Here is a 23,183-nt window from a genome sequence, read left to right on the forward strand (position 1 = left end):
TCCGAAATCGATTTCTAGACAAAGTAAGCAGATGTTGGAGGATTTCGTTTATTCAGAATGTAGGCTGTTAAAACTAAATTATTTCTTAGTCAGCTCCCGGATCACGTTCACTTCTTCGGCTTTGTAGGGGCTGCCGTCTTTTCGGAAAACTTCGTGAAACCAGAGTTTGGGCTCTTCACCACTCGGAATGGGTTCATCCCAGGCATAATAGGTATTGGTTTTTCCCTGAACTAAACCCCAGTTGATAGCTCCGACCTTATACTTTTTGAAAATGGGTAAACAGGTTTTGAACAAGCTGTTATGCTTACGAGCCATGTATTCGGTGCAAATCATGGGGCGACCTAACTTCTGAAGTTCCAGAATCTGCTTCTCCAGATTATCCGCAGGTTTGTAATTGTGGAAGGAAATAATATCCGAATTGGCAAACATGAATTCGTTCGATAACGGATGCTCCGTCCACCAGCCCGAAGTGATAGGTTGCGTAGGTTTCGCCGCCCGTGCCCATTCAAATGACTTGATGAGCAGAGGCATGACCGCATCGTTATAACCATTGTTGGTGGGTTCGTTAAATAAGTCCCAGCCCCAGACGCGTTGATCTTTTCCGAAGGCAGTAATTACGCCTTTCGTATAGGCTTCCAGACTACCCCAGGTCCGGGAATCGAACATTCGTTTAGTGCCCGGTGCCCGCAGCCAGCCTGAGTTATGTACGCCGGGTTTCGGTTCGGGTTGTTTACCCAATTTCGGGTCGTCATTCCAGCAGGAATCAAAGAGCACAAACAGAATTTTGATCTGGTGTTTATCCGCGATGGTGAGGAATTCGTTCATGCGTTTTTTTAGCCCCTCGGGATCTTTCTCCCACAAGAGATTATGCAAAAACACCCGCATGATGTTCATCCCGATGTCATGAGCCCAGCCCAGTTCTTTATCAATCGTTTTCGGGTCCCAGGTGTCTTCCTGCCAGAATTCCAACTGGTTGATAGCCGTGCTGGGTGTGAAGTTGGCTCCCACAGGCCAGGGCTGTCGGGCATACCATTCATTGGCTTTTTGAGCCGACCAGCGTCCCGGGATAACCTTTACGGGTTCGCCCGTGGTGGTTTGGGCCTGAGCAGTGCCCAGTAACAGAGAGAAGGTAAGGAGGGTAAGAAAACTACGGATCATAAGAGGTTTGAGGATTATGAATAACTGGTGTTAAGAAATAAAGATGAAGGTAGATGAAATCGCGGGTACTAAGTACTAAACGTGGGTTGGGTTACCATCACAAGTAGCGAATGCCTTGCAAAGGTATTCGAATAAATGCAAGCAGGACCAAGGACAAGTACGCGAGCTTTCCCCCTGAGTGACTGAAGCGATTAATGGAATAATTCACAGGATTAATAGACTTTGATTTCTGCATTGAAAAACTTATTCTTATAAAGGTTGAAAAAAATATATAAAAAATTATAAAACAGACTCGGGGTATCGCTCGCTCCACTTGTCAATATGCTCAGTTATCCCATTTATCCTCTGGCCCGACTAATCTATGTCATTACCTGTATCTACTCCGGGAATCCGTACCATCCCTGCCGCCCGATTGGTGGACTTCAATCCACGTAATCAGATGGGAAAAGATACGGAAGAATCGTTGCAGTTATTATTTAAGGAAAATCCCAAAAAGGGTTGTGAGGCACTGTTTAAGCAATATTATGCGGCCTTGTGCAGCCATTCGGTTCGGCTGGTATACTCGAAGGAAGTTGCTGAGGATATTGTTTCAGAAGTATTCTGCAAATTCTGGAGCGACCGGGTCTATGAAACAGTAACGACTTCATGTGTAGCGTATTTGTATCAGGCTGTTCGAAACCGCTCCTACAATTACCTTCGCTGGGAACTCCAGAAAGCTCGTCAAAGCACCGACTCCCATGAATTAGCCGTAGTAGCGTACGAGCCATCGCCCGCTGAAATGGTACAGTTTGACGAGCTTCAACGCAAAGTTGAGCAAACGATTGAGCAACTTCCCTCGCAGTGTAAGCGGGTTTTTCTGTTAAGCCGCTTTGAAATCGCAAATATCAGGAAATCGCTGAAGAGCTTCAGATTAGCATTAAAACCGTCGAATCGCACATAAGCAAGGCCTTAGCTACCCTCCGTTTCGTTCTCAAAGACGAATGGATTGGGTGTGTTCTTCTTGCCCTGCTTACCCTTTAAGGTTTTTGTCCCATCTCTATCATTCGTTTCAACTTATGCAACCGATTACCCGCGTTCAATTGATGGACTACCATGCCGGGCGAGCTACGCCCCTGCAAGTTCGTCAGGTAGAAGAATGGCTTCAGCAGCCCGAGAATCGAAATCTATTTTACGAGACCCTTCATGAATGGGAAAGCGGAAATCTTCAGTATCAGGCTGATACCGAAGATGCTTTTAAGAAATATCAGGAGTTCATGGAGCAGGGCGTTCGTCCGGTTGTCGTTGAAAAGAATCCTAATCATTTCTGGTCCTGGAAACCCTGGCTGGCCGCCGCTGCTGTGCTGGTGGTTTGCTCCGGCTGGTTTTTTCGGGACGAGCTTCAATATAAAAGCTACCAGACGGCTTACAGTGAAATAAAACCGGTGGTATTACCCGATGGAAGCCAGGTAATACTCAATGCCAATTCTACCCTCAAGTACCCACGATTTGATTTTGGAAACGGCCCCCGAAACGTAATCCTGAGCGGAGAAGCTCGCTTTTCGGTAGTACACACCAAAGACAACCGCCAGTTTGTAGTAAAGACCAACCGGAATCTGGATGTGGAAGTGGTAGGAACCGAGTTCGTAGTTTTTAACCGCAACCGGGGCACCCGAGTGGTATTAATGAAGGGAAAAGTACAGCTCAACTTTCAGGAGCAGGGGAGAAAGTTAACGATGAAACCTGGCGATCAGGTAACCTTAACTGCCGTGGGGGCTTACGAACTAAAAAAGCAGAGTAAACCCGAAACGCTGGCGGCCTGGACTCACCATCGGTACGTGTTTACGGATACTTCGCTATCAGAAATCGCGGAGTTAATGAAGGAAAATTACGGCTTCGAAGTAAAAATTCCCGATCAAAATCTGGCAAAACGGCTGGTAACCGGAGACTTTGTTGCTAAAAACGGCAATGAATTACTGCACGTGCTGGAAGTAATGCTACGCCTCAAAATTGAGCGTACGGGTAAAACGATTACCCTAACCGAGAAAAACTAACACTACCTCTTGCATATATTATCTATGAAAAAATCACTACCCCTGTGTCTCTGGGCGGGTTTGGCGATGGCTCCGGGATTAGGGAGCTCCCAGACCTTTGCCCGAGCCGAAAGCCTGCGGCAGGAAACGAAAAGTAAATTACCGGCGTATCGGTCGTTAAGGAAAGCCTTACAGGACATCAAAACGAATTATAAAGTTGATATTCTGTTTGAAAACCGCACGGTGGATCACGTATCCATTCCCGTTGAACGCCTCAAGGGCCATGCGTCAGCTGAACAAGCATTAAAAGCCATTCTGACTCCGGTAGGGCTGAGCTTTCAGAAAATGAAGGAGAAGTCCTACATTATCATTCAGGAAGAAAAAAATGTACAGTCGGCTTCTCCTAATACGTCCTTTGTACTGCCGCCAATCAATGGGGTTTCGCCCCTGTTATTCCAGCGGCAAACCAGCCCAGCGGCGGATATTCCGGTGCGGGGAACCGTGAGGGATGAAGCTACGGGCGAAGGCTTACCCGGCGTAAACGTGATTGTAAAAGGAACTTCCAAAGGAGCCACTACCGATGCAACCGGAGCGTTTCGGCTGGACGTTCCTGATGGAAATGCAATCCTGATTTTTTCTTCGGTGGGGTATCAATCGCAGGAGCTAGCAGTAGGATCACAAACGATTCTGAACATTACCCTGAAAAACAGCGATCAGGCTCTGAATGAAGTGGTAGTGGTGGGATACGGTGAGCAGAAGAAAGAGTCCATTACCGGGGCCATTTCAACGATTACCAGCAAAGATCTCGAAAAAGTACACGGGGGTTCGACGGTCAGTAGCGGTCTGGCGGGGAAGATTCCGGGGGTAACCTTTCGGATGAATGACGGTCGGCCCGGCTCTAGTGCCAATATCCAGATTCGGAACATGGGTAACCCTTTGTACGTAATCGACGGAATCCAGAAAGATGCGGGGCAGTTCAATAACATTTCACCCAACGACATTGAGAGTATTACCGTATTGAAGGATGCGTCGGCGGCCATTTATGGAGTTCGGGCGGCAAATGGTGTGATTGTGGTCACGACGAAACGCGGAAAAATGGGCAGCTCTAATACGATAAATGTTGATGCCTACACGGGTTTTCAAAACTGGACGCGTTTTCCGAAAACGACGAATGCCTATCAGTGGATGCTGGGAAAGGCCGATGCAGAAATGAACCAGTATGGACGTACCGACATCACGCAGGAGGAACTAAACAAGTGGCAACAAGGCACGGAAACGGGGTATAAAAGCTTCGACTGGTTTAAGTACATTGTCAAAAGAAACGCTCCGCAGTATAACTTCAACATCAACGCAACGGGCGGTTCGGATAAAATCAATTACTACATCTCGGCGACGCACCTCTTCCAGAATTCAGTATTAGGCCGGGAATTTACTTTTAAACGAACCAATATTCAGAGTAACGTTGATGCCCAGATTACCAATTCGCTGAAAGTGGGCGTACAGATCAATGGTCGGATTGAAACGCGGGATAACCCCGGCGTTCCGGGGGCTGATGATTATTGGGCTCCTCGTTTTGCCTTGTTCCGTAATCGCCCTACCGAGCGTCCTTTTGCCAATGATAACCCGGAATATCTGAATGACATCGGGCATAACGATACCAACTGGGGCTTGTTAAATAAAAATAAATCAGGGTATTGGCGGGAAGACTGGCGGGTACTACAAACCAACTTCGTCGGCGAGTATCGGTCACCCATCAAAGGCTTGACGGCAAAAGCCACGTATTCGTATTACTTCGCGGATCGCCTGATGAACGGCCATGAGTACACGTACGATGCCTACACTTATTACAAAGACACCGACAAGTACGTTCGAACGGGTGGAAGTACAAACCCCTGGCGGGAGCGGGGCACCCGAAAAATCCTCGAAAACGTAACGCAGGGACAGATTAACTATCAGAACAGCTTCGGCAAACATAATTTCGCAGCCACCTTCGTAGCGGAACGGATTGCCCGTCGCGAACTCGACGTATGGGTACACTCGGTACCTCAAACCAATGAGTTACCCCTGCTGCAATTTGCCGACATGGATACCTATAACGATAGCGATATTCAAACGGCCCGGGCGGGTTACATTGGTCGGATTAACTACAATTACCAGAACAAGATTTTCCTCGAAGTGGCCGGACGGCGGGATGCGTCCTACAAATTTGCTCCTTCCAAACGCTGGGGTTTCTTCCCCTCTGTCTCGGGTGGGTGGCGAATCACGGAAGAGTCATTCTTCAAGGATTTAACGGGTGGCGACCGGGTATTAACGAACCTGAAGCTTCGGGGTTCGTACGGGGCTCTTGGGGATGACGATGTAGGGATCGGTGATTTTGATTATGTATCGGGCTATAACTATGGTTCTTCAACGGTAATTATCGATGGTCAGGTCATTAAAGGCTCACGTGATCGGGGTGTTCCCATTACTAATATCTCCTGGTTTACGTCAAAAATCCTGGATTTGGGTCTGGACTACACGCTTCTGAACGGAAAATTCAGCGGCTCGCTCGACTACTTTAACCGGAAACGTTCGGGGTTACGCGGTCGGAAATATGACGTACTTGTTCCTTCGGAATTGGGTTATGGCTTGCCGGACGAAAACGTAAACAGCGATGCTCAGATTGGCGGCGAAGGTTCGCTGTTTTATAGTACCAAATTCAATGAAGTAAACTTTACGATTGGCGGTAACCTGTCGTACTCTCGCCGCAAATTTCTGTCCTCTTATAAACCCCGCTGGAATAACTCCTGGGATTATTACCGCAACTCTAGTGAGAACCGCTTCAATGATCTTTACTGGGGCCATCACGTGATCGGTCGGTTTGAGTCGCTGAGCCAGATTGCCGAATACGGGGTAAATATTGATGGTCAGGGAAATAAGACCCTGTTACCCGGAGATTTGATTTATGAGGATACCAATGGGGACGGCGTGATTAACGATTCCGATATGCGTCCGATTGGGAATGGCGTAGGAGCTAACCCTACGATTAACTTCGGTCTGAACCTGCAACTGGCCTGGAAAGGATTCGATTTCACGGCTGACTTCTCGGGCGGATCGGGTTATTCCGTGGTTCGTAATTACGAGTTACGCACGGCTTTCCAGAATGGTGGAGCTTTACTGAAAGACTTCTATGAAGATCGCTGGCATCGCGAGAATCCCTTTGATCTGAACAGTGCCTGGGTGGCCGGAAAATACCCCGCTTTACGCTTCAACGACGGCGGTCATAGTAATAACCGGGCTTCTGATTTCTGGCTCACTAACGTAACCTATCTGCGAATGCGTACGATGGAACTCGGGTACTCGGTACCTCAGCGAATCCTCGAAAAAGTGAAGGTGAAACGGGCTCGGGTTTACCTGAACACCTATAACCTGTTCTCGATCGATAACCTGAGAAAAATCGGTATTGATCCTGAAATTACCGAAGAAAACGGTCTGGCTTATCCTCAAAATAAATTCGTCAACGTCGGAGTGAATCTCTCACTTTAATCTGCTGACTATGAAAAAGATACATTACGTAAGTTTCCTGGTGCTGATGTGGGTAGGCTGGTCCTGCAACGATCAGAAGTTTCTGGATAAAGACCCTACAAACATTCTGACCAACGATAAAGTCTGGCAAAGTCCAAATCTGGTATTAACCGTTCTGGTGGATTTGTACGACCGTTATCCAGAAGTGCAGAGTACCGAAAAATGGGTGGAATATGCCAACTTCGATGAGGCCTTTGCTTCGAGTGCGGGGGAGTATTACCGTCATAAAAACCAAGAGTATAACTACGACTGGTGGAATTACTGGGATTACGGCTACCTGCGAGAAATGAACCTCTTTATCCAGAAATGCACGGCAGCCACCCAACTGGACGAAGCCAGCAAAAAGCGTTTTCTGGCCGAGGCCCGTTACCTGCGGGCGTCATTTTACTTCGAGGAGGTAAAGCGAATGGGTGGCGTACCGTTAATTCTGGAGCCTTTGCAATACGATTTCAGCGGCGATCCAACCTACCTGCAATACGCCCGATCCAAAGAATCAGAGATTTACGATTTTGTGATTTCGGAAATGGAAGCCATTAAAAACGACTTGCCGAGCGATCCCAATATTAAATCCAGGGCTACGAAAGGACTGGCGTTGGCTACGGAAGCACGGGCGGCTTTGTATGCGGGTTCGATTGCCAAATACGGCGTGAACACGCCACAGGTTGCTTTACCCGGCGGAGAAGTAGGAATTGAAGCGAGTAAAGCCACGGCTTATTTTCAGCAGTCGTTGAAGGCTTCGGAAGAGTTGATCGCGTTAGGACAGTATGCGTTATACCTGAAAAAACCGACGGATTTATCGGATAATTTCGCCAGCTTATTCACCGATAAATCGAATAATGCCGAAGCGATTTTCGTGAAGGATTTTAAACTCAAAAGCGGAAAGACTACCGACTGGACGATCATCAATCAGCCTCGTTCGGTAGCGGAGGAGCAGCAGGGTGGACGCCTGAATCCTTCACTAAATCTGGTGCAATCCTTTGAAAAGCTGGATAATACGTTTGCTACCTATGGGTATACCGATGCCAGCGGAGCGAATCGTTACTTTTCCAATCCACTCGAATTATTCGCGGGCCGTGACGCTCGGCTGGCCGGAACGGTGATTCTGCCGGGAAGTCAGTTTAAAGGAAAAACCGTTGACATCTGGGCGGGTTATCTGTTAACAAATAATACGGTTATCTCAGGAGATAATTTTGGGGCTCGGAAAGTATTACCCGGCAAAACGATTGAAGAACAAGTCGTTGGTTTCGACGGCCCAATTGACGGGCTGGAGTTCAGTGCTCAGACGGGTTTTTACGTACGAAAATACCAGGACCCTACGGTGGGCTCGGGGCAGCTAGGTACCCGGAGTGAGGTGTGGTGGATTCGGTATCGGTATGCTGAAGTAATACTCAACGCTGCCGAAGCCGCTTTTGAACTCGGACAGAATGCCAAAGCGGCGGGTTACCTGAATCAGGTTCGCAAACGGGCTGGATTTACGAAAGACCTCGTATCGGCGGATATTACCTTCGATCGCATCGTTCACGAACGAAAGGTAGAGTTGGCTTTTGAAAACCACATTCTCTGGGACATGAAACGCTGGCGGCTGGCTCATGTGGTCTGGAACGGTAACGCAACCGAACTGACTACACAACCCGGCGTCGCAACCGAAACCAGCACCCGCATTTTTGGTCTCTGGCCTTACAAGGTATACGCTCCCGGAACCGAGCAAAACGGCAAGTGGATTTTCAGAAAGATTATTCCTTCCAATGTAACCAATCCGCACCGCTTCCGGCTAGGTAACTATTACTCGCTTATTAGCGAAGAAATCCGCAGTAATAATCCCAAAATTGTCAAGAATCCGAATCAGTAAACGCATTCGAACGGATGAAAAAATATCTCTTTTTGTTGTTGATAGGAAGTTTAGTAACCTCCTGCAAATTAGATAACTACGATCCGCCAGCGTCGGAATTGAAGGGTCGAATCGTATACAAAGGTGAACCCATTGGCGTAGAATACAACAACGTAACTTTCGAGTTGTGGGAGCCGGGTTGGGGTAAAAAAGGCTCCATTAACGTCAACGTCGATCAGGACGGATCCTATGCCACGCAATTATTTGATGGGAATTACAAACTCATCATTCCTTCGTATCAGGGACCGTTCAAGTCCATTCCGAACGCGGAGACGAAATCGGATACCATTCCGGTTCAGCTTCGGGGTAGTCGCACGATGGACATTGAAGTACTGCCTTATTACATGATTCGCAACGCAACATTTACGGGTGGGGAAAAGAAGGTTTCAACGCAGTTTTCCATCGAAAAAATCATTACCGATGCCTCGGCCAAAAACATCGAAGAAGTGGCTCTTTACATTAGCAAAACCTCCTTTGTTGATGTTCGCACCAACATTGCCTCCCAGGTAATCAAAGGAGCGGATTTAAAAACTATGAACCGCATTCAGATGCAGGTAACCGTACCAACCATTACGCCTGCTCAGAATTTCGTTTTTGCCCGGGTGAAGTTAAAAGTAAGTGGGGTAGAAGACCCGATTTTCTCGGCTATTCAGAAGGTAACTTATTAACTGTTTTCCACTTCCCGAAAGCTTTGAACTTTCGGGAAGTGCCAATCTGCCAGGACCCTTTATGCACTTTTCAAACCCTACATTTTACTTCCAAATGAGTTAAAACAAGACCAATCGTGCTTTTATTAGTATCCTCTCAGAAATCGCCAGAATGTGAAGGAGTTAGTATCTTGTAAAAGCAAATAGCCCTGGCTTTTACCTTTTCTTAACCCTGATTCATCGCAGTGCTGAAGAAATAAAAGCCGTTTTACATTCCTCTTAAACACTAGTTAGTCTCGTTCATGCGGAAGTTACCTCAATCCCTCAAACGTAAAAGTCTCCTCCTCCTGGCACTGGCTGGGGCGGCCTTTGGAGCCGAAGCTCAGAAAACCAGCTCTGGTAACCCCGTTTTTCCTGGCTGGTATGCCGATCCCGAAGGCATCATTTTTGGTAAAAATTACTGGATTTATCCTACCTATTCGGCTCCTTACAACAAGCAGGTGTTCATGGATGCGTTCTCTTCACCCGATTTAGTGAACTGGAAAAAGCACCCGAATATCATTGATACCAGCTCGGTAAAGTGGGCGAAGCGAGCCCTATGGGCCCCATCCATTATCGAGAAAAAAGGCAAGTATTACCTGTTTTTTGGAGCAAACGACATTCAGAATGATCAGGAAAAAGGGGGCATTGGGGTAGCCGTAGCCAACAAGCCTGAAGGGCCATTCAAGGATTATCTGGGTAAGCCACTCGTGGATAAATTTCACAACGGAGCACAACCCATCGATCAATTCGTTTTTAAGGATAAAGACGGTGAATATTACCTGATTTACGGTGGCTGGAAACACTGTAACATTGCTCACCTGACGCAGGATTTTAAGGGATTTATTCCTTTTGAAGACGGCAAAACGTTCAAAGAAATTACGCCTGCCAATTACGTAGAAGGTCCCCTTATGTTCATTCGTAACGGGAAGTATTACTTCATGTGGTCGGAAGGTGGCTGGACGGGGCCAAACTACTCCGTGGCTTATGCCGTGGCCGATTCTCCGTTCGGACCCTTCGAACGCGTTGGGAAGGTGCTTCAGCAGGACCCTAAAGTAGCGACGGGAGCGGGCCACCACTCGGTTATTCAGCGGCCCGGAACGGATGAGTGGTATATTATTTATCACCGTCGCCCCCTCAGCGAAACCGATGCGAACCACCGCGAAACCTGCATCGAACGGATGTATTTCGACGAAAAAGGCATGATTCAGCCCGTGAAGATCACCTTCGAAGGCGTTCAGAAACAGACAGTTAAGTAAGGTTTGATGGAATTTGAAAACTGGTTTGAGTGTTTGATGGGGTTTGACTAACGAACCGCTAGTTAACATCCCCTCCGACGCTCAAATCCCATTAGACAATTTCAAACCTTTCAACCTATCTCAAACCTCATCAAATTAGATCAACCTTCAAACTTTCTCAAACCATTTCAAACCTCTAAACTTTTATGAAAAAACGTTTTCTCCTGCTGGCCGCTTTGGCTACGCATGGCTGGGTACAGGCTCAGGTAGGCCGGGCACCCGCGTATCCCCTCATCACGCACGATCCTTATTTTAGTGTTTGGTCAACAACGGATCAGTTAACGTCTTCACCTACGAAGCACTGGACGGGTGCCGATCAGCCTTTGTTCGGCGTGTTGACGGTTGACGGCGTGAATTATCGTTTTCTGGGTCAGGAAGCTAAGGGCTACGACGCCATTATTCCCACGGCTGATGAGGAAGGCTATGCCGTGAAATACAGTGAAAGCGAACCCAAATCAGGCTGGAATACCGTGAATTTTTCGGATAGCGACTGGAAGACTGGCAAAGCTCCGTTCAGCGACGATAAAAATCACGCGGCTACGCACTGGAATAGCCAAGATCTTTGGACGCGTCGGACCTTTGATCTAAAGCAGGTTCCGTCAGAGCAGGTTTTCCTGAAACTCCAGCATGATGATAACATCGAAGTGTATCTAAACGGCGAGAAAGTGTATTCGCATAAGGGCTGGATTCATAAGTTCAATTACATCCCGCTCAAGTCAAAACTGAAAGCTGGTAAAAACGTACTGGCGATTCACATTGCTAATACCGCTGGTGGAGCATTTTTGGATGCAGGTTTAGTGAAAGAAAAGGTCTCGAAAGAGAAGGTAATCATGCAAACGGCTCAGCAGAAAAACGTTGAGTTCTCGGCTACGCAAACTAAGTATACCTTCGCTTGTGGTAAAGTAGATCTGGACGTAACCTTCACTTCACCCTTGCTGCTCAACGATTTAGATCTGTATGCTCGTCCAGTTACTTACGTGACCTATCGCGTAAAAGCGAACGACGGAGCTTCGCATCAGGTGAATTTCTACTTCGGAGCATCGACTAATCTGGCTACGAACGTACCCACACAAGCGGTAACGGCTACGGCGGCTTCCACGAATGAATATACCGCTCTGAAAACCGGAACGAAAGAACAACCAATTCTGAAAAAACGCGGCGATGACCTCCGCATTGACTGGGGTTACTTCTACGTAGCGGCTCCGAAAAATAATCAGGTGGTGCAAACGGTTAGTGCGATGCCTTCCCTGAAAGGTCAAAAATCGTCTATTAGCGAAGGAAAATCATTATTCCTGAATACGACGGTAAATCTGGGTTCGGTAAATTCCACGCCGAAGGAGCAATACCTGATGGTGGCTTATGATGACGTAGAGTCAATTCAGTACTTCGGCCAGAACCTCAAACCCTGGTGGAAAGAAAGTGGATCGACGATTGAAAAAGAGTTATCCAAAGCCATTTTGGAATACCAATCGGTGATCGAGAAATGCGAAACTTTTGACAAGCAGATGTTTGCCGATGCTAAAAAAGCGGGTGGTGAAGACTATGCGAAACTTTGTGTATTGGGCTATCGTCAGTCGGCAGCGGCTCACAAACTGGTGAAAAGTCCTAAGGGAGAAACGCTGTACCTCTCGAAGGAAAATTTCAGTAATGGTTGTATCAACACGGTTGATGTAACGTATCCTTCTGCTCCTTTATTCCTGCTATATAAGCCTGAGTTACTAAAAGGAATGATGAATGGAATTTTTGAATATAGCGAAAGCGGAAAGTGGAAAAAACCTTTCGCCGCTCACGATTTAGGAACGTATCCTTTAGCAAATGATCAGGTTTACGGCGAAGATATGCCCGTAGAGGAATCTGGTAACATGCTGATTTTAACGGGTGCGATTGCAAAAGCCGAAGGAAACGCAGCATACGCCCGAAAACACTGGAAAACACTGAGCACCTGGGCTGAGTACTTATTGAAAGACGGTTTTGACCCCGCTAACCAGTTATGTACGGACGATTTTGCGGGTCACTTGGCTCGGAATGCGAACCTTTCTGTAAAAGCGATTGTCGGTCTGGGTTGTTATGCCATGTTAGCCGAGCAACTGGGAGAGAAAGAAACTGCCGAGAAGTTCCACAAGAGTACCCAGGAAATGGTACAGAAATGGATGCAAATCGCGGATGATGGCGATCATTACGCCCTGACTTTCGACAAAAAAGGGACCTGGAGTCAGAAATATAATCTGGTTTGGGATAAGGTATTAGGCTTGAAACTATTCCCTAAATCGGTGTATGACAAAGAGATTAAGTATTACCTGACGAAGCAGAATTCTTACGGATTACCACTCGATAGCCGTAAGACCTATACCAAATCTGACTGGATCGTGTGGACCGCTACGTTAGCGGATAATCAGAAAGATTTTAACGCATTAATCGAGCCATTACTGAAATATGCTCACGAAACGTCGTCACGTGTCCCCATCAGCGACTGGCATGAAACAACCGATGGTAAAATGGTTGGTTTTCAGGCCCGTAGTGTAGTAGGGGGGTATTTTATGAAGTTACTGGAAGAAAAAATGAAGTAACTTGGAAATCGTTTGAATGAAGGATGCCAGTCTAAACAGCTGGCATCCTTCATTTCGTAGAGACGCGATTAATCGCATCTGGCTGGGGAATGCCTGATCATGAAAAGGGAACCAGCTACTTAACTTCTGCCAATTCCAGGTCATCTCGAACGCAGTGAAAGTTCTTAGCGGTAATAGGTAGTAGCATACAAAGGAATTTTCCCAATAACCCCATGTCTGTCATTCAGAGCGAAGCGAAGAACCTTCTGTCGAATGGGACAGCTTCGGGGCAAGGCAGGTGAGAACCTGACGTCATAGTCTGGTAGGCCTCTGGCCGATGGTAGCAAGCCTGTTTTGGTTGGGGAAAATTGTTGGCTGATCTCCTACTGGTTCGCAGTCTACCGGCCAGAGGCCTAGAGCTAGGTAGTCACTCGGCTAGAGCCGAGCGACTGCGGGTAAATAGCAACCCTTCCTCTGCCATCTCGAACGAAGTGAGAGACATTGTATAGAAATGAGACGGGCTTAGTTAAGTTACCGAATGGCCCAACAAGCTTGATAAAGGTTATAAGATTCTTCGCTTCGCTCAGAATGACAAACGCTGAGGATTAAGGAGTCCCCGGATTTCATCCGGGGCTACTCATATTAAACCCCGCTGGGGTTGTTGTTACAATAAAATTACGATAAATAAATCCAAAGGAGTTAAACACAGATAGCCCCGGTCTGGATGGACTCGGTTGAAATCCGGGGATGCAACATTCATAAGGCTCCCTTTCACTCTCAACCACAGATTACACCATAAACTCTTTCTTGAATAGTCCCCCGAAGTGGAGAAAGGCTTTCTTACTTTTATTTAAATCTTATATTTCAAACAGTCTCTAAAACCTATGAAAAAACTAGTATTGCTATGCCTAATGGCTTTGGGAACTCAGGCTCAGACGTTCACTAACCCGCTATTACCCTCGGGAGCTGATCCCTGGAGTGTGTACCATGAAGGCAATTATTACTACATGCACACCACCGGAAATTCCTTACAGTTACGCACTACTAAATCCATCACTGACCTGAAATCAGCCGCTCCGAAGACCATTTGGAAGCCCCCCGTTTCCGGCCCTTATTCTAAAGATATCTGGGCACCGGAGATTCATTTTTTGGAGGGCAAATGGTATGTCTATTTCACGGGTAATGATGGAAAAAGTGGCGATAACCGCCGCATTTATGTGCTGGAAAACAGCTCACCTAACCCCATGGAAGGGGAGTGGACCATGAAAGGTAAGATGAGTGATGAAAGCGATCAATGGGCCATTGATGGGTCCGTATTTGAGTATCAGGGGAAATTATACATGATCTGGTCGGGCTGGGATCATGCGAGTAAAACCGATGAGACGCAAAATATTTACATCGCTGCTCTCAAAAATCCCTGGATGGTGGAAAGCAAACGGGTACTGATTTCTAAGCCCGAGTTACCCTGGGAACGTTATTGGGATAATACCACGGCGGGAAAGCCCGGTCGGCCTGTATATGTCAACGAAGGACCGCAGTTTCTGAAGCATGGGAATAAGGTATTTATTGTTTACTCGGCCAGTGGCTGCTGGACGAATACCTATGCTTTGGGATTGTTAACCGCGAAAAATGGAGCAAACCTATTGGACCCTAAAAGCTGGAAGAAGAATGATAAGCCCGTTTTCGAACAATCTCAATCGAATAAGGTGTATGGAACGGGCCATAACTCTTTCTTCAAGTCGCCAAATGGGAAAGAAGATTGGTTGTTATACCACGCCAATTCCGGCCCTGATGAAGGGTGCGGAGGAAAACGGGCCCCCAGGGCTCAGAAGATCAAATGGAAAGCTGATGGAACGCCTGATTTTGGCAAACCTCTGCCCGATGGCGTAGCAATTAAAGAACCATCTAAATAAGTAATACCTGCGTTTTTCTTTGTAGGGACGCGACTTTATTGCGTCAGGCTTCCCCTTGCCGTGGTTGGTGTCTCACCAACCACGGCGTAAAGGTAAAAAACTGCCTCTTACCGAGACGCGATAAAGTCGCGTTTAGGAAGAGGATTCTGCTAAAATGCTTCACCCGTGATGATGTAAAATCCTGGTCCTTCGGAGGTTAATCCCATGTCGGCCCGTAGGAAAATGTCCTTTTTAGGAAACATCAGGTAACGAAGTCCAACCCCGGCGGCATAGACAAACTGACGCACATTCAGTTGACCTAACTTGGGAGCCACGGCTCCCGCCGCGGCAAAAACGGTTCCGCCAATCCGCTTACTGAATCCAAAGGGTAACATCCGGTATTCGAGCTGGGTGGAGACCAGGTTATTGTCCCGGTAGCGACCCTGATAAAAGCCCCGCATAATCATGTCGCCTCCTAGCAATGATTTCATATTGAAGGGTACATTTCCCCACATGAAGCTTCCGTAGACCTGCCAGGCTAATACATCCCGGCGGTTGATGGGGCGAAAAACGCGGTTGTCAAACGTAATCCCATCGAAGTTGTAATGACTCGCCCAGCTTTTCCGGTAGGATAAGAACGAAAGTTCGCTGAAAAGACCTTTTCTGACATTCAGCACATTATGCCGATTATCATAAACTACACTAACGCCCAGACCTAAGCTGGTAGAGCCTTCGTGACCGAGTGGTAACTCAAAAGGTTGTCCCTCCGTGGGTTGTTTAAAGCGGGTATTGTATAAATTCTGAAAATCAACCTGCGGACCAACGAAGAAGTTCTTTACCAGTTTGCGTAGTAATCGCTGCCGGGCCTGAATATACATGGCATCAACAACGGCGGGGTTATCACCGCTGGTAGCAGGTCCTGAGCCATAATAGAGCAGGGGAAAACGTTGAAAACGCGTTCGGCCTAGTAAAGCCCATTTATCCTTATCTCCATAAATGAAGTTATCAAACCAGATACCATACTGCGATTCCAGGGTAAAAAAGGTAAAGGCAGTTACTTCACTCAGTCGGTTCAGCGTATCGTTTTTGCCTGAAATAACAACATGGACGATAGCCCAAGTTCAACACTAGTTTCAGGCGAGTAACCCATGGTAGGATAAACCCGGAAACTCGGCTTTCCAGGAGCCGTACTGTCGGTGATCATGCGGTTGATCGTCCGCCGAACCCAGGAAGGGTGCTCCTGAGCGAGTGCCATAGGAGCGGACAGCCATCCGCAAACGAAAAGCACAAAAAAGTTAGAAAAATAGAAAGTGGCCTTAAAAACGTTGCCCAAACGTTGAATGAAGTGCATGAATATCAGAACCGTGCATGAGTATGAATTGTTTTTACTAAAAAATAGATTCCAGGCTCACGTACGGCTCTCTCTTCTGCTTAAGAAGCCTGATTGGGATTCGGCTTTGAGGTCAGGGGATCCTTCTTTTTATGAAAAGGCTTCTTGGATTTGCCGTTGGAAGATTTAGCAGGCTGACCCTTGAAATTACGTTCAGGTTTGGACTGAAATTCAGGGGCAGGGCCCAGGCCAATTTCTTCCGTAATGGCTCGTTTTTCCAGCTTTTTTTCCAGCAGCTTTTCAATCCGTAACACGCGGGGCTGATCCTGCTTGTTAATGAATGTGATGGCTGTTCCTTTGTTAGCCGCACGGGCGGTGCGACCAATCCGGTGCACGTAATCTTCGGGATCGCGGGGAACGTCGAAATTAACGACGTGGCTCAGGTTGTCAATGTCAATACCCCGAGACAGAACGTCCGTTGCTACCAGGATAGGAAACTGCCGGTTTTTAAAATCCCGAAGCATGGTTTCCCGATCATTTTGTTCGGAGTCTGAAGAAATGCCGCGAGCGTCCCATTTCATCTTTTTCAAAGCCCGGACAATGGTATTAACTTCCGATTTGCGGGAAGTAAACAGCACCATGCTCGGCGATTCCATTGACTTCATCAGGTGAATCAGTAAAGGAACTTTCTGCTCGTCAGAAGAAAGGTAAAACTGTTGGTCAATCCCTTCAGCGGGTTTCGAAACGGCCAGATTGATTTCATCAGGCTTATTCAAAATACGCTTAGACAACTCCCGAATCTTAGCTGGCATAGTAGCCGAAAACAGAAGCGTTTGCCGTTCGCTGGGAATGTACTTCAGAATGTTCATAATATCCCCGATAAAACCCATATCCAGCATTCGGTCGGCTTCGTCGAGAATCAACGTTTTCAACTGGTCGAACTTAACGTAGCCTAGTTGCAGGTGAGCAATTAATCGGCCCGGCGTCGCAATGATGATATCGGCACCCTGCGTTAATGCTTTCTTCTGTTGTTCCCATTCGGGGCCTTTGTTGCCTCCGTAAATGGCAATGCTAGTGGCATCCACGTAATAACCCAAACCCTGAACCTGCTCATCAATCTGCTGAGCCAGTTCGCGGGTAGGTACCAGAATAAGGGTACTGGTTTGACCTTTCGGATAACCAGGAACACGATCAATGACGGGAATGAGGTAAGCGGCTGTCTTTCCCGTACCCGTCTGAGCACAGGCTAAAAGATCAGAACCGGAGAGTATTTTAGGAATAGCCATTTCCTGAATAGGAGTGGCCTGCGAAAAATTCATGGAATCCACGGCGTCAAGGGTGTCGTCATGGAGGTTAAATTCGTAGAAATGCAAAGTATAAGGTGTTAATAGTTAACAGATTGAGGTTTCAACAATTAACTCATATAAAAACAAGATACCAGATCGGATACTACCTCTAGCTGTAAGAATAAAGTGAAAATCTCATTCAGTTGTTACAAAAATAAAAGAAATATTCGCTTTTCATAGTTTATTCAGCAGAAGTAAGCCTGAGAGGGCAAGAATTCACTGGATATTAACATAGAATGTACGCGAACGGTCAAGAATAGACAGTGTTGATTATAAAGCAGATTTTTAGGCCTGTATAAAAATGACATCTTATGATGAATCGGGAGATTCTACGTTATGCTCTTTTCGTTATGGAGGACACATTCACTTTTATTCCCCAATCTCCTTCCAGCCTGTCATCCAGAGTGAAGCGAAGGACCTTAGCATAGGTTTGCGAACGTATGGGCCCTGTAGTAGCATTAATCACGTCCACAGTCGCTCGACTCTAGCCGATAGGATGCGGTGGATACTCACAGAAACCCCTTTATCCAACAAAAATATTGCTAGAGTGGAGTGAGTATAAGAAGCCGTTAAACTTTTCCATTTTACTACAGGGCTGCCAGCGAAAAAGTTGGCAGCGGCGGGTTCCCACCTAGCTTGTACAAGCTTACCATCTGGAGCCAAGCTCCGTTCGTTCGCGTTGTAAACGCTGACGAATACTACTGTTTATGGATGATCGCTCTGTCATGCAGGATGAAGGAAGTTATTCTTAGAAGCCGAGATTATAACCTTAAACAGCCTCTTAAGAATAAACAAAAACCGGCAGAGCATAATCTGCCGGTTTTGTATTTCTAAGAAACGGGTACTTGGCTTATACCTCCAGCGTACCGTCTACGTTTTCAAAACTGATTTCACCTGCATCGTCGAGATTCATCAGAATTACGGAGTCTTTACCAACCTTTCCTCCGAGAATATCCTTCGATAGGGCGTTGAGAATACGTTTCTGAAGAACCCGCTTGAGCGGACGAGCTCCGAAGTTGGGTTCGTAACCTTCCTCAGCAATTTTCTCCAGGGCTTCATCCGTTGCTTCCAGGGTAATGCCTTGTTCGAGTAACCGTCGCTGAATCTGGCGGAACTGAATGGCCACGATCTTGCGAATATTCTTGGCATTCAGAGGCTCGAACAGCACGATTTCATCAATACGATTCAGGAACTCAGGGCGAACGCTGGCTTTAAGTAACTCCATCACCGAACTCTTCGCTTCTTCTACTACCAGCGAGTGATTCCAGCCTTCATCTTCATTGAATTTATCCATAATAATCTGACTACCAATGTTAGAAGTCATGATGATGATGGTATTCTTGAAGTTGGCAATCCGGCCTTTATTATCGGTTAATCGACCGTCATCTAACACCTGAAGCATGATATTCCAGACATCTGGGTGAGCTTTTTCGATCTCGTCGAGTAATACTACCGAGTAAGGTTTCCGACGAACGGCTTCGGTTAACTGACCGCCTTCGTCGTAACCCACGTATCCCGGAGGAGCTCCCACCAGACGGCTTACCGTATGGCGTTCCTGGTATTCACTCATATCAATCCGTACGAGAGCATTTTCGTCGTTAAAGAGGTAATCGGCCAGCGTTTTTGCTAACTCCGTTTTACCCACACCGGTAGGACCGAGGAACAAGAAACTACCAATCGGACGTTTCGGGTCCTGCATGCCCGCCCGACTCCGGCGAACGGCATCCGCTACGGCTTCAATGGCCTCTTCCTGTCCGGCTACGCGTTTGTGTAACTCTTTTTCAAGGCCCAACAATTTCTCGCGTTCCGACTGAAGCATTTTGGATAGGGGAATTCCCGTCCATTTCGCTACTACCTCGGCGATGTCTTCGGCGGATACTTCTTCCTTCATCATCGTGCCTTCACTGGAATTTTCCTGCTGTTGCAGCTCGTCGAGGCGTTTCTGAGCTTCGGGAATTTTTCCGTAACGAATTTCCGCAACCTTGCCATAATCGCCGCTGCGTTCGGCTTTTTCGGCTTCCAGCTTCAGTTGGTCAAGTTCTTCGTTCAGCGTCCGAACTTCATTAACGGCTTCTTTTTCAGACTCCCAGCGAGCCTTTAACTCATTCCGGGCTTCACTTAAATCGGCAATTTCCTTACTTAATGAAGTTTCTTTATCCTTATTATTTTCCCGACGAATGGCTTCCCGCTCAATTTCGAGCTGCATTACCCGGCGGTTCAATTCATCCAGTTCTTCAGGAACCGAATCCATTTCCAGCCGTAGTTTCGCTGCCGCTTCATCCATTAAGTCAATGGCTTTATCGGGTAAGAAACGATCCGTAATGTAGCGGCTTGATAACTCTACTGCGGCAATAACGGCATCATCCTGAATGCGAACTCCGTGGTGTAATTCGTATTTATCTTTAATCCCACGGAGAATCGAAATGGCGTCTGACTCGGTAGGTTCATCAACAATAACGGACTGAAAACGACGCTCCAGAGCTTTATCTTTCTCGATGTATTTCTGGTATTCTTTCAGCGTTGTGGCACCAATGGCGTGTAACTCTCCACGAGCCAGAGCGGGTTTCAGCAAGTTAGCCGCATCCATGGCTCCTTCGCCACCGGCTCCTGCACCAATCAACGTGTGAATCTCATCGATGAAGAGAATAAGCTCGCCATCTGAATCAGTAACTTCTTTAATAACGGATTTCAGACGCTCTTCGAATTCACCTTTATACTTCGCTCCGGCAATGAGCAGACCCATGTCGAGCGAAACGATGATTTTATCTTTCAGGTTTTCAGGAACATCGCCCTGCACAATTCGTTGAGCCAGGCCTTCCACAATCGCCGTTTTACCAACCCCTGGTTCTCCTAAAAGAATGGGATTGTTTTTCGTCCGACGGGAAAGGATTTGCAGTACCCGGCGAATTTCTTCGTCCCGGCCAATCACAGGGTCAATTTTACCCTGGCGGGCCAGTTCATTCAGGTTTTTGGAGTAACGTTCGAGGGAACGATACTTGGCTTCAGCATTCTGATCTTTCACGGAATTACCTTTTCCTCTTAGTTCTTTAATAGCAGTGATCAACTCTTTTTCCCTGAAACCCACTTCCTTCAGCATCGTACCAACGGCATCTTTGCCGCTGGCCAATCCCAGCAGGATCAGCTCAACACTGACAAATTCATCGTCAAATTCTTTCAGGTAAGATTGGGACTTCGTCAGGGCAGCTTGCAGGTCGTTCCCAATATAGGCCTGACCTCCGGAAACAACCGGATAACTGCTTACAATATTTTCTAGCCGACTCATCATAAGAGTCGTATTAACTGATAATTTTTTAGTCAGAAAACCCATCGTGTTCGGGTCTTCTTCGAGTAATGCTTTAAGAACGTGCCCCGATTCAACGGCCTGCTGCTGATTGCCCTGAGCAATCTGGACAGCCTGTTGAATAACCTCTTGGGCTTTAACGGTATATTGGTTGAAATTCATGGCAAAAGGATGTTTTGAGTTTAGAGTTGGTGCGTTTGAATTAGAGAGTGGTCCGACGGATAAGTCAACCAGAGCGTTAAACTAATTCAAAACGCTGAACGCTACCCTTTGGAATCAAAACTCTTTACCAAAGCTCCCTGCGTGCCTTTTTGGCTTAAGGTTACTAATAAGTATGTAAAAATGATGCCATTATGACCTAAAAACCAGAAAAAAAGACAGCCTCTTGTGAAGGCTGCCTTTACTAGATGCAGGGTTATATTCAAATTGGTAAGCTTTTGCGGGCGTATTTTTTATAGCCCCAAAATAAAGCTCCTGCGATTACCGCCAGAGAAACCAGCGTTGAGGCCGTAGAGGGGACTTTACTTTCAGTATTTTCTTCTTCCGAAGGACGCTCCATCAGTTTTCGCATCAGTTGAGATAAAAACGTATCTGGTAATAAATTCGAGGCAGCGGCCTGCGATTTATTCATCAACCCGGATACTACTTTATCTTTTCCGGCCATCAAGGCGTCAAAACCATCCTGAGCCACTTTCGCGGGATCTGCCGACTGAGCCTGTTTATGAGCACGGGTACCTTCAGCCCCTGCCTTATGGAAAAAGTCTGTATTCGTTGCACCAGGCAGAAGGGCGGTAACGGTTATATTGGTCTCCTTGCATTCGTTCCGTAGAGCTTCAGTGAAGGAAAGGACAAAGGCTTTTGTAGCTCCGTATACGGCCATAAAAGGATTGGGAATGACAGAAACGATGGAAGCCAGGTTCAGAATTTTTCCTTCATTGGCCTGTACCATATCATTCAGGAACAATTTCGTCAGATGTACGAGCGATACCACGTTGAGTTGGATAATGGAAAGCTCCCGATCCAGATCGGTTTCTGTCGCAAAGGCTCCGTATTCACCCATACCAGCGTTATTCACCAGTACATTGACATCAATACCGAATCCCTGTACCTCACTGTATACTTCCTGCGGGGCATTGGGCTGGGATAAATCCTTGCCAATAACCACTACGTTTTCCACGCTGAACTGAGATCGGAGATCGCTGGCAATCTCGTTAAGTCGATCTGTATTTCTGGCCACCAGCACCAGATTATAGCCATTTTTCGCGAACACTTTCGCGAGCTCGTAGCCAATACCACTGGAAGCTCCGGTGATGAGAGCAGTTTGTTGCGTTGTTTTCATATCCGTTGGTTTATCAGAATGTTAGGAAGGGAAAGAAACCATTCCAGAGGGGAGTATTCTTGGCAAAGTGCTGATTATCTGTGGTGAGGGGTCGATATTTTGGGTAAAAACAGCCTCGGTGGCTCCATTTAGCAAGCGTGGAGTATACCAGAAGGGAATGAGTGGGTACTGTAATTCTGGCTAGTTAGATGGGCTACCTAGTCTGGTCTTAGATTTTTACGTTCTTTGGTGACCTTCTCAGATATGATCAACAGATAGCTATGAAACAAATCATTTTTTTGCTAGCAGTCTCCGTGTGGATGGGAGCTTGCTCTTCGTATAATAATGTCAAGACCAAAAGGGACGAAGACGCTGATTTTCAATCTTATAAAACCTACAATTTTATGGATGTCGAGCTGGAAGGAGCCCCGGCAGATTCGTCCAATTCAACGGCCCTGACCGAAATTAAAAGAGCAGTGGCTCAGGAAATGAATAATAGGGGATATAAGCTCTACGGCAATCCTGACCTGAAGATTAATATCGGATTAGTGGTGCAGGAGAAGTCCCAGACTCGCCAGACGGATATTCGTGAAGCTCCGCGTTATATTGGTCAGCGTCGGTATTCCTGGAAAAGTGAAACGGTAGAAGTTGGGCGTTATAAAGAAGGAACCCTAACGGTGGACGTGGTAGAGGCAAAAGGGAATAAACTCATCTGGCAGGCCACCGGATCGACGGTGTTGAATAAGCAAAGTCGCCAGCCTGAGAACATTGACCGGGCCGTTGCCAAGTTATTTGAAAAATTTCCTCAAACGAAGTAACCGAAGACTACAAGCAAAACCCCAGCCGA

General features: G+C 46.9%; 16 protein-coding genes. 10 read left to right on the forward strand and 6 right to left on the reverse strand.

The window, feature by feature from the left end; genetic code table 11:
* Window positions 1-78 precede the first annotated feature (78 nt).
* A complete protein-coding gene (locus tag BWI96_RS19835) occupies window positions 79-1,158 on the reverse strand; it encodes a cellulase family glycosylhydrolase (RefSeq protein ID WP_157830459.1) in 1,080 nt (359 codons plus the stop codon).
* Between the two features lie 361 nt (window positions 1,159-1,519).
* Here BWI96_RS19835 and BWI96_RS19840 point away from each other — a divergent pair, with 361 nt between their 5' ends.
* The 9 genes from BWI96_RS19840 to BWI96_RS19875 all read left to right on the forward strand — a co-directional run bounded on the left by BWI96_RS19840 (window position 1,520) and on the right by BWI96_RS19875 (window position 15,062).
* Window positions 1,520-2,098 carry a sigma-70 family RNA polymerase sigma factor gene (locus BWI96_RS19840; RefSeq protein WP_106638260.1) on the forward strand — a complete coding sequence of 193 codons (579 nt, stop codon included), beginning with the start codon at window positions 1,520-1,522 and terminating at the stop codon, window positions 2,096-2,098.
* Window positions 2,074-2,178, forward strand: coding sequence for a hypothetical protein (locus BWI96_RS23490; RefSeq protein ID WP_369804238.1), 105 nt, complete (start codon window positions 2,074-2,076; stop codon window positions 2,176-2,178). The genes BWI96_RS19840 and BWI96_RS23490 overlap by 25 nt, the downstream gene beginning before the upstream one ends.
* A gap of 35 nt (window positions 2,179-2,213) precedes the next feature.
* Entirely contained in the window at window positions 2,214-3,188 is a 975-nt protein-coding gene (locus BWI96_RS19845) for a FecR family protein (RefSeq protein ID WP_157830460.1), read from the forward strand.
* A 24-nt stretch (window positions 3,189-3,212) separates the two neighbouring features.
* Window positions 3,213-6,692 carry a TonB-dependent receptor gene (locus tag BWI96_RS19850; protein ID WP_232793822.1) on the forward strand — a complete coding sequence of 1,160 codons (3,480 nt, stop codon included), beginning with the start codon at window positions 3,213-3,215 and terminating at the stop codon, window positions 6,690-6,692.
* A 10-nt stretch (window positions 6,693-6,702) separates the two neighbouring features.
* Window positions 6,703-8,580, forward strand: a complete 1,878-nt coding sequence (locus BWI96_RS19855; RefSeq protein ID WP_106638262.1) for a RagB/SusD family nutrient uptake outer membrane protein — start codon at window positions 6,703-6,705, stop codon at window positions 8,578-8,580.
* A gap of 14 nt (window positions 8,581-8,594) precedes the next feature.
* The gene (locus BWI96_RS19860) at window positions 8,595-9,287 is read left to right on the forward strand and encodes a DUF3823 domain-containing protein (protein ID WP_106638263.1); all 693 of its coding nucleotides are present in this window, start codon (window positions 8,595-8,597) and stop codon (window positions 9,285-9,287) included.
* A gap of 281 nt (window positions 9,288-9,568) precedes the next feature.
* Entirely contained in the window at window positions 9,569-10,564 is a 996-nt protein-coding gene (locus tag BWI96_RS19865; RefSeq protein ID WP_106638264.1) for a glycoside hydrolase family 43 protein, read from the forward strand.
* A gap of 185 nt (window positions 10,565-10,749) precedes the next feature.
* Complete coding sequence (locus BWI96_RS19870) at window positions 10,750-13,170, forward strand: glutaminase family protein (RefSeq protein ID WP_106638265.1); 2,421 nt, start codon at window positions 10,750-10,752, stop codon at window positions 13,168-13,170.
* Window positions 13,171-14,033: 863 nt separating this feature from the next.
* Window positions 14,034-15,062 carry a family 43 glycosylhydrolase gene (locus BWI96_RS19875; RefSeq protein WP_106638266.1) on the forward strand — a complete coding sequence of 343 codons (1,029 nt, stop codon included), beginning with the start codon at window positions 14,034-14,036 and terminating at the stop codon, window positions 15,060-15,062.
* 149 nt (window positions 15,063-15,211) lie between these two features.
* On the opposite strand, the gene BWI96_RS19880 is transcribed toward BWI96_RS19875, so the two are convergent.
* From BWI96_RS19880 to BWI96_RS19895, 5 genes are all read right to left on the reverse strand, one after another.
* A complete protein-coding gene (locus BWI96_RS19880) occupies window positions 15,212-15,919 on the reverse strand; it encodes a BamA/TamA family outer membrane protein (RefSeq protein ID WP_232793823.1) in 708 nt (235 codons plus the stop codon).
* A gap of 255 nt (window positions 15,920-16,174) precedes the next feature.
* Window positions 16,175-16,312, reverse strand: coding sequence for a hypothetical protein (locus BWI96_RS22630; RefSeq protein ID WP_232793824.1), 138 nt, complete (start codon window positions 16,310-16,312; stop codon window positions 16,175-16,177).
* Window positions 16,313-16,472: 160 nt separating this feature from the next.
* A complete protein-coding gene (locus BWI96_RS19885) occupies window positions 16,473-17,744 on the reverse strand; it encodes a DEAD/DEAH box helicase (RefSeq protein WP_232793825.1) in 1,272 nt (423 codons plus the stop codon).
* Window positions 17,745-18,567: 823 nt separating this feature from the next.
* Window positions 18,568-21,180, reverse strand: a complete 2,613-nt coding sequence (gene clpB / locus BWI96_RS19890) for an ATP-dependent chaperone ClpB (RefSeq protein WP_106638267.1) — start codon at window positions 21,178-21,180, stop codon at window positions 18,568-18,570.
* Between the two features lie 259 nt (window positions 21,181-21,439).
* A complete protein-coding gene (locus BWI96_RS19895) occupies window positions 21,440-22,357 on the reverse strand; it encodes an SDR family oxidoreductase (RefSeq protein WP_106638268.1) in 918 nt (305 codons plus the stop codon).
* Window positions 22,358-22,617: 260 nt separating this feature from the next.
* Here BWI96_RS19895 and BWI96_RS19900 point away from each other — a divergent pair, with 260 nt between their 5' ends.
* Window positions 22,618-23,154 carry a DUF4136 domain-containing protein gene (locus BWI96_RS19900; protein WP_106638269.1) on the forward strand — a complete coding sequence of 179 codons (537 nt, stop codon included), beginning with the start codon at window positions 22,618-22,620 and terminating at the stop codon, window positions 23,152-23,154.
* The last annotated feature ends 29 nt before the right edge of the window (window positions 23,155-23,183 follow it).

The sequence above is a fragment of the Siphonobacter sp. SORGH_AS_0500 genome, assembly GCF_002838835.1.
In the GTDB taxonomy this organism is placed as follows: Bacteria; Bacteroidota; Bacteroidia; order Cytophagales; family Spirosomataceae; genus Siphonobacter.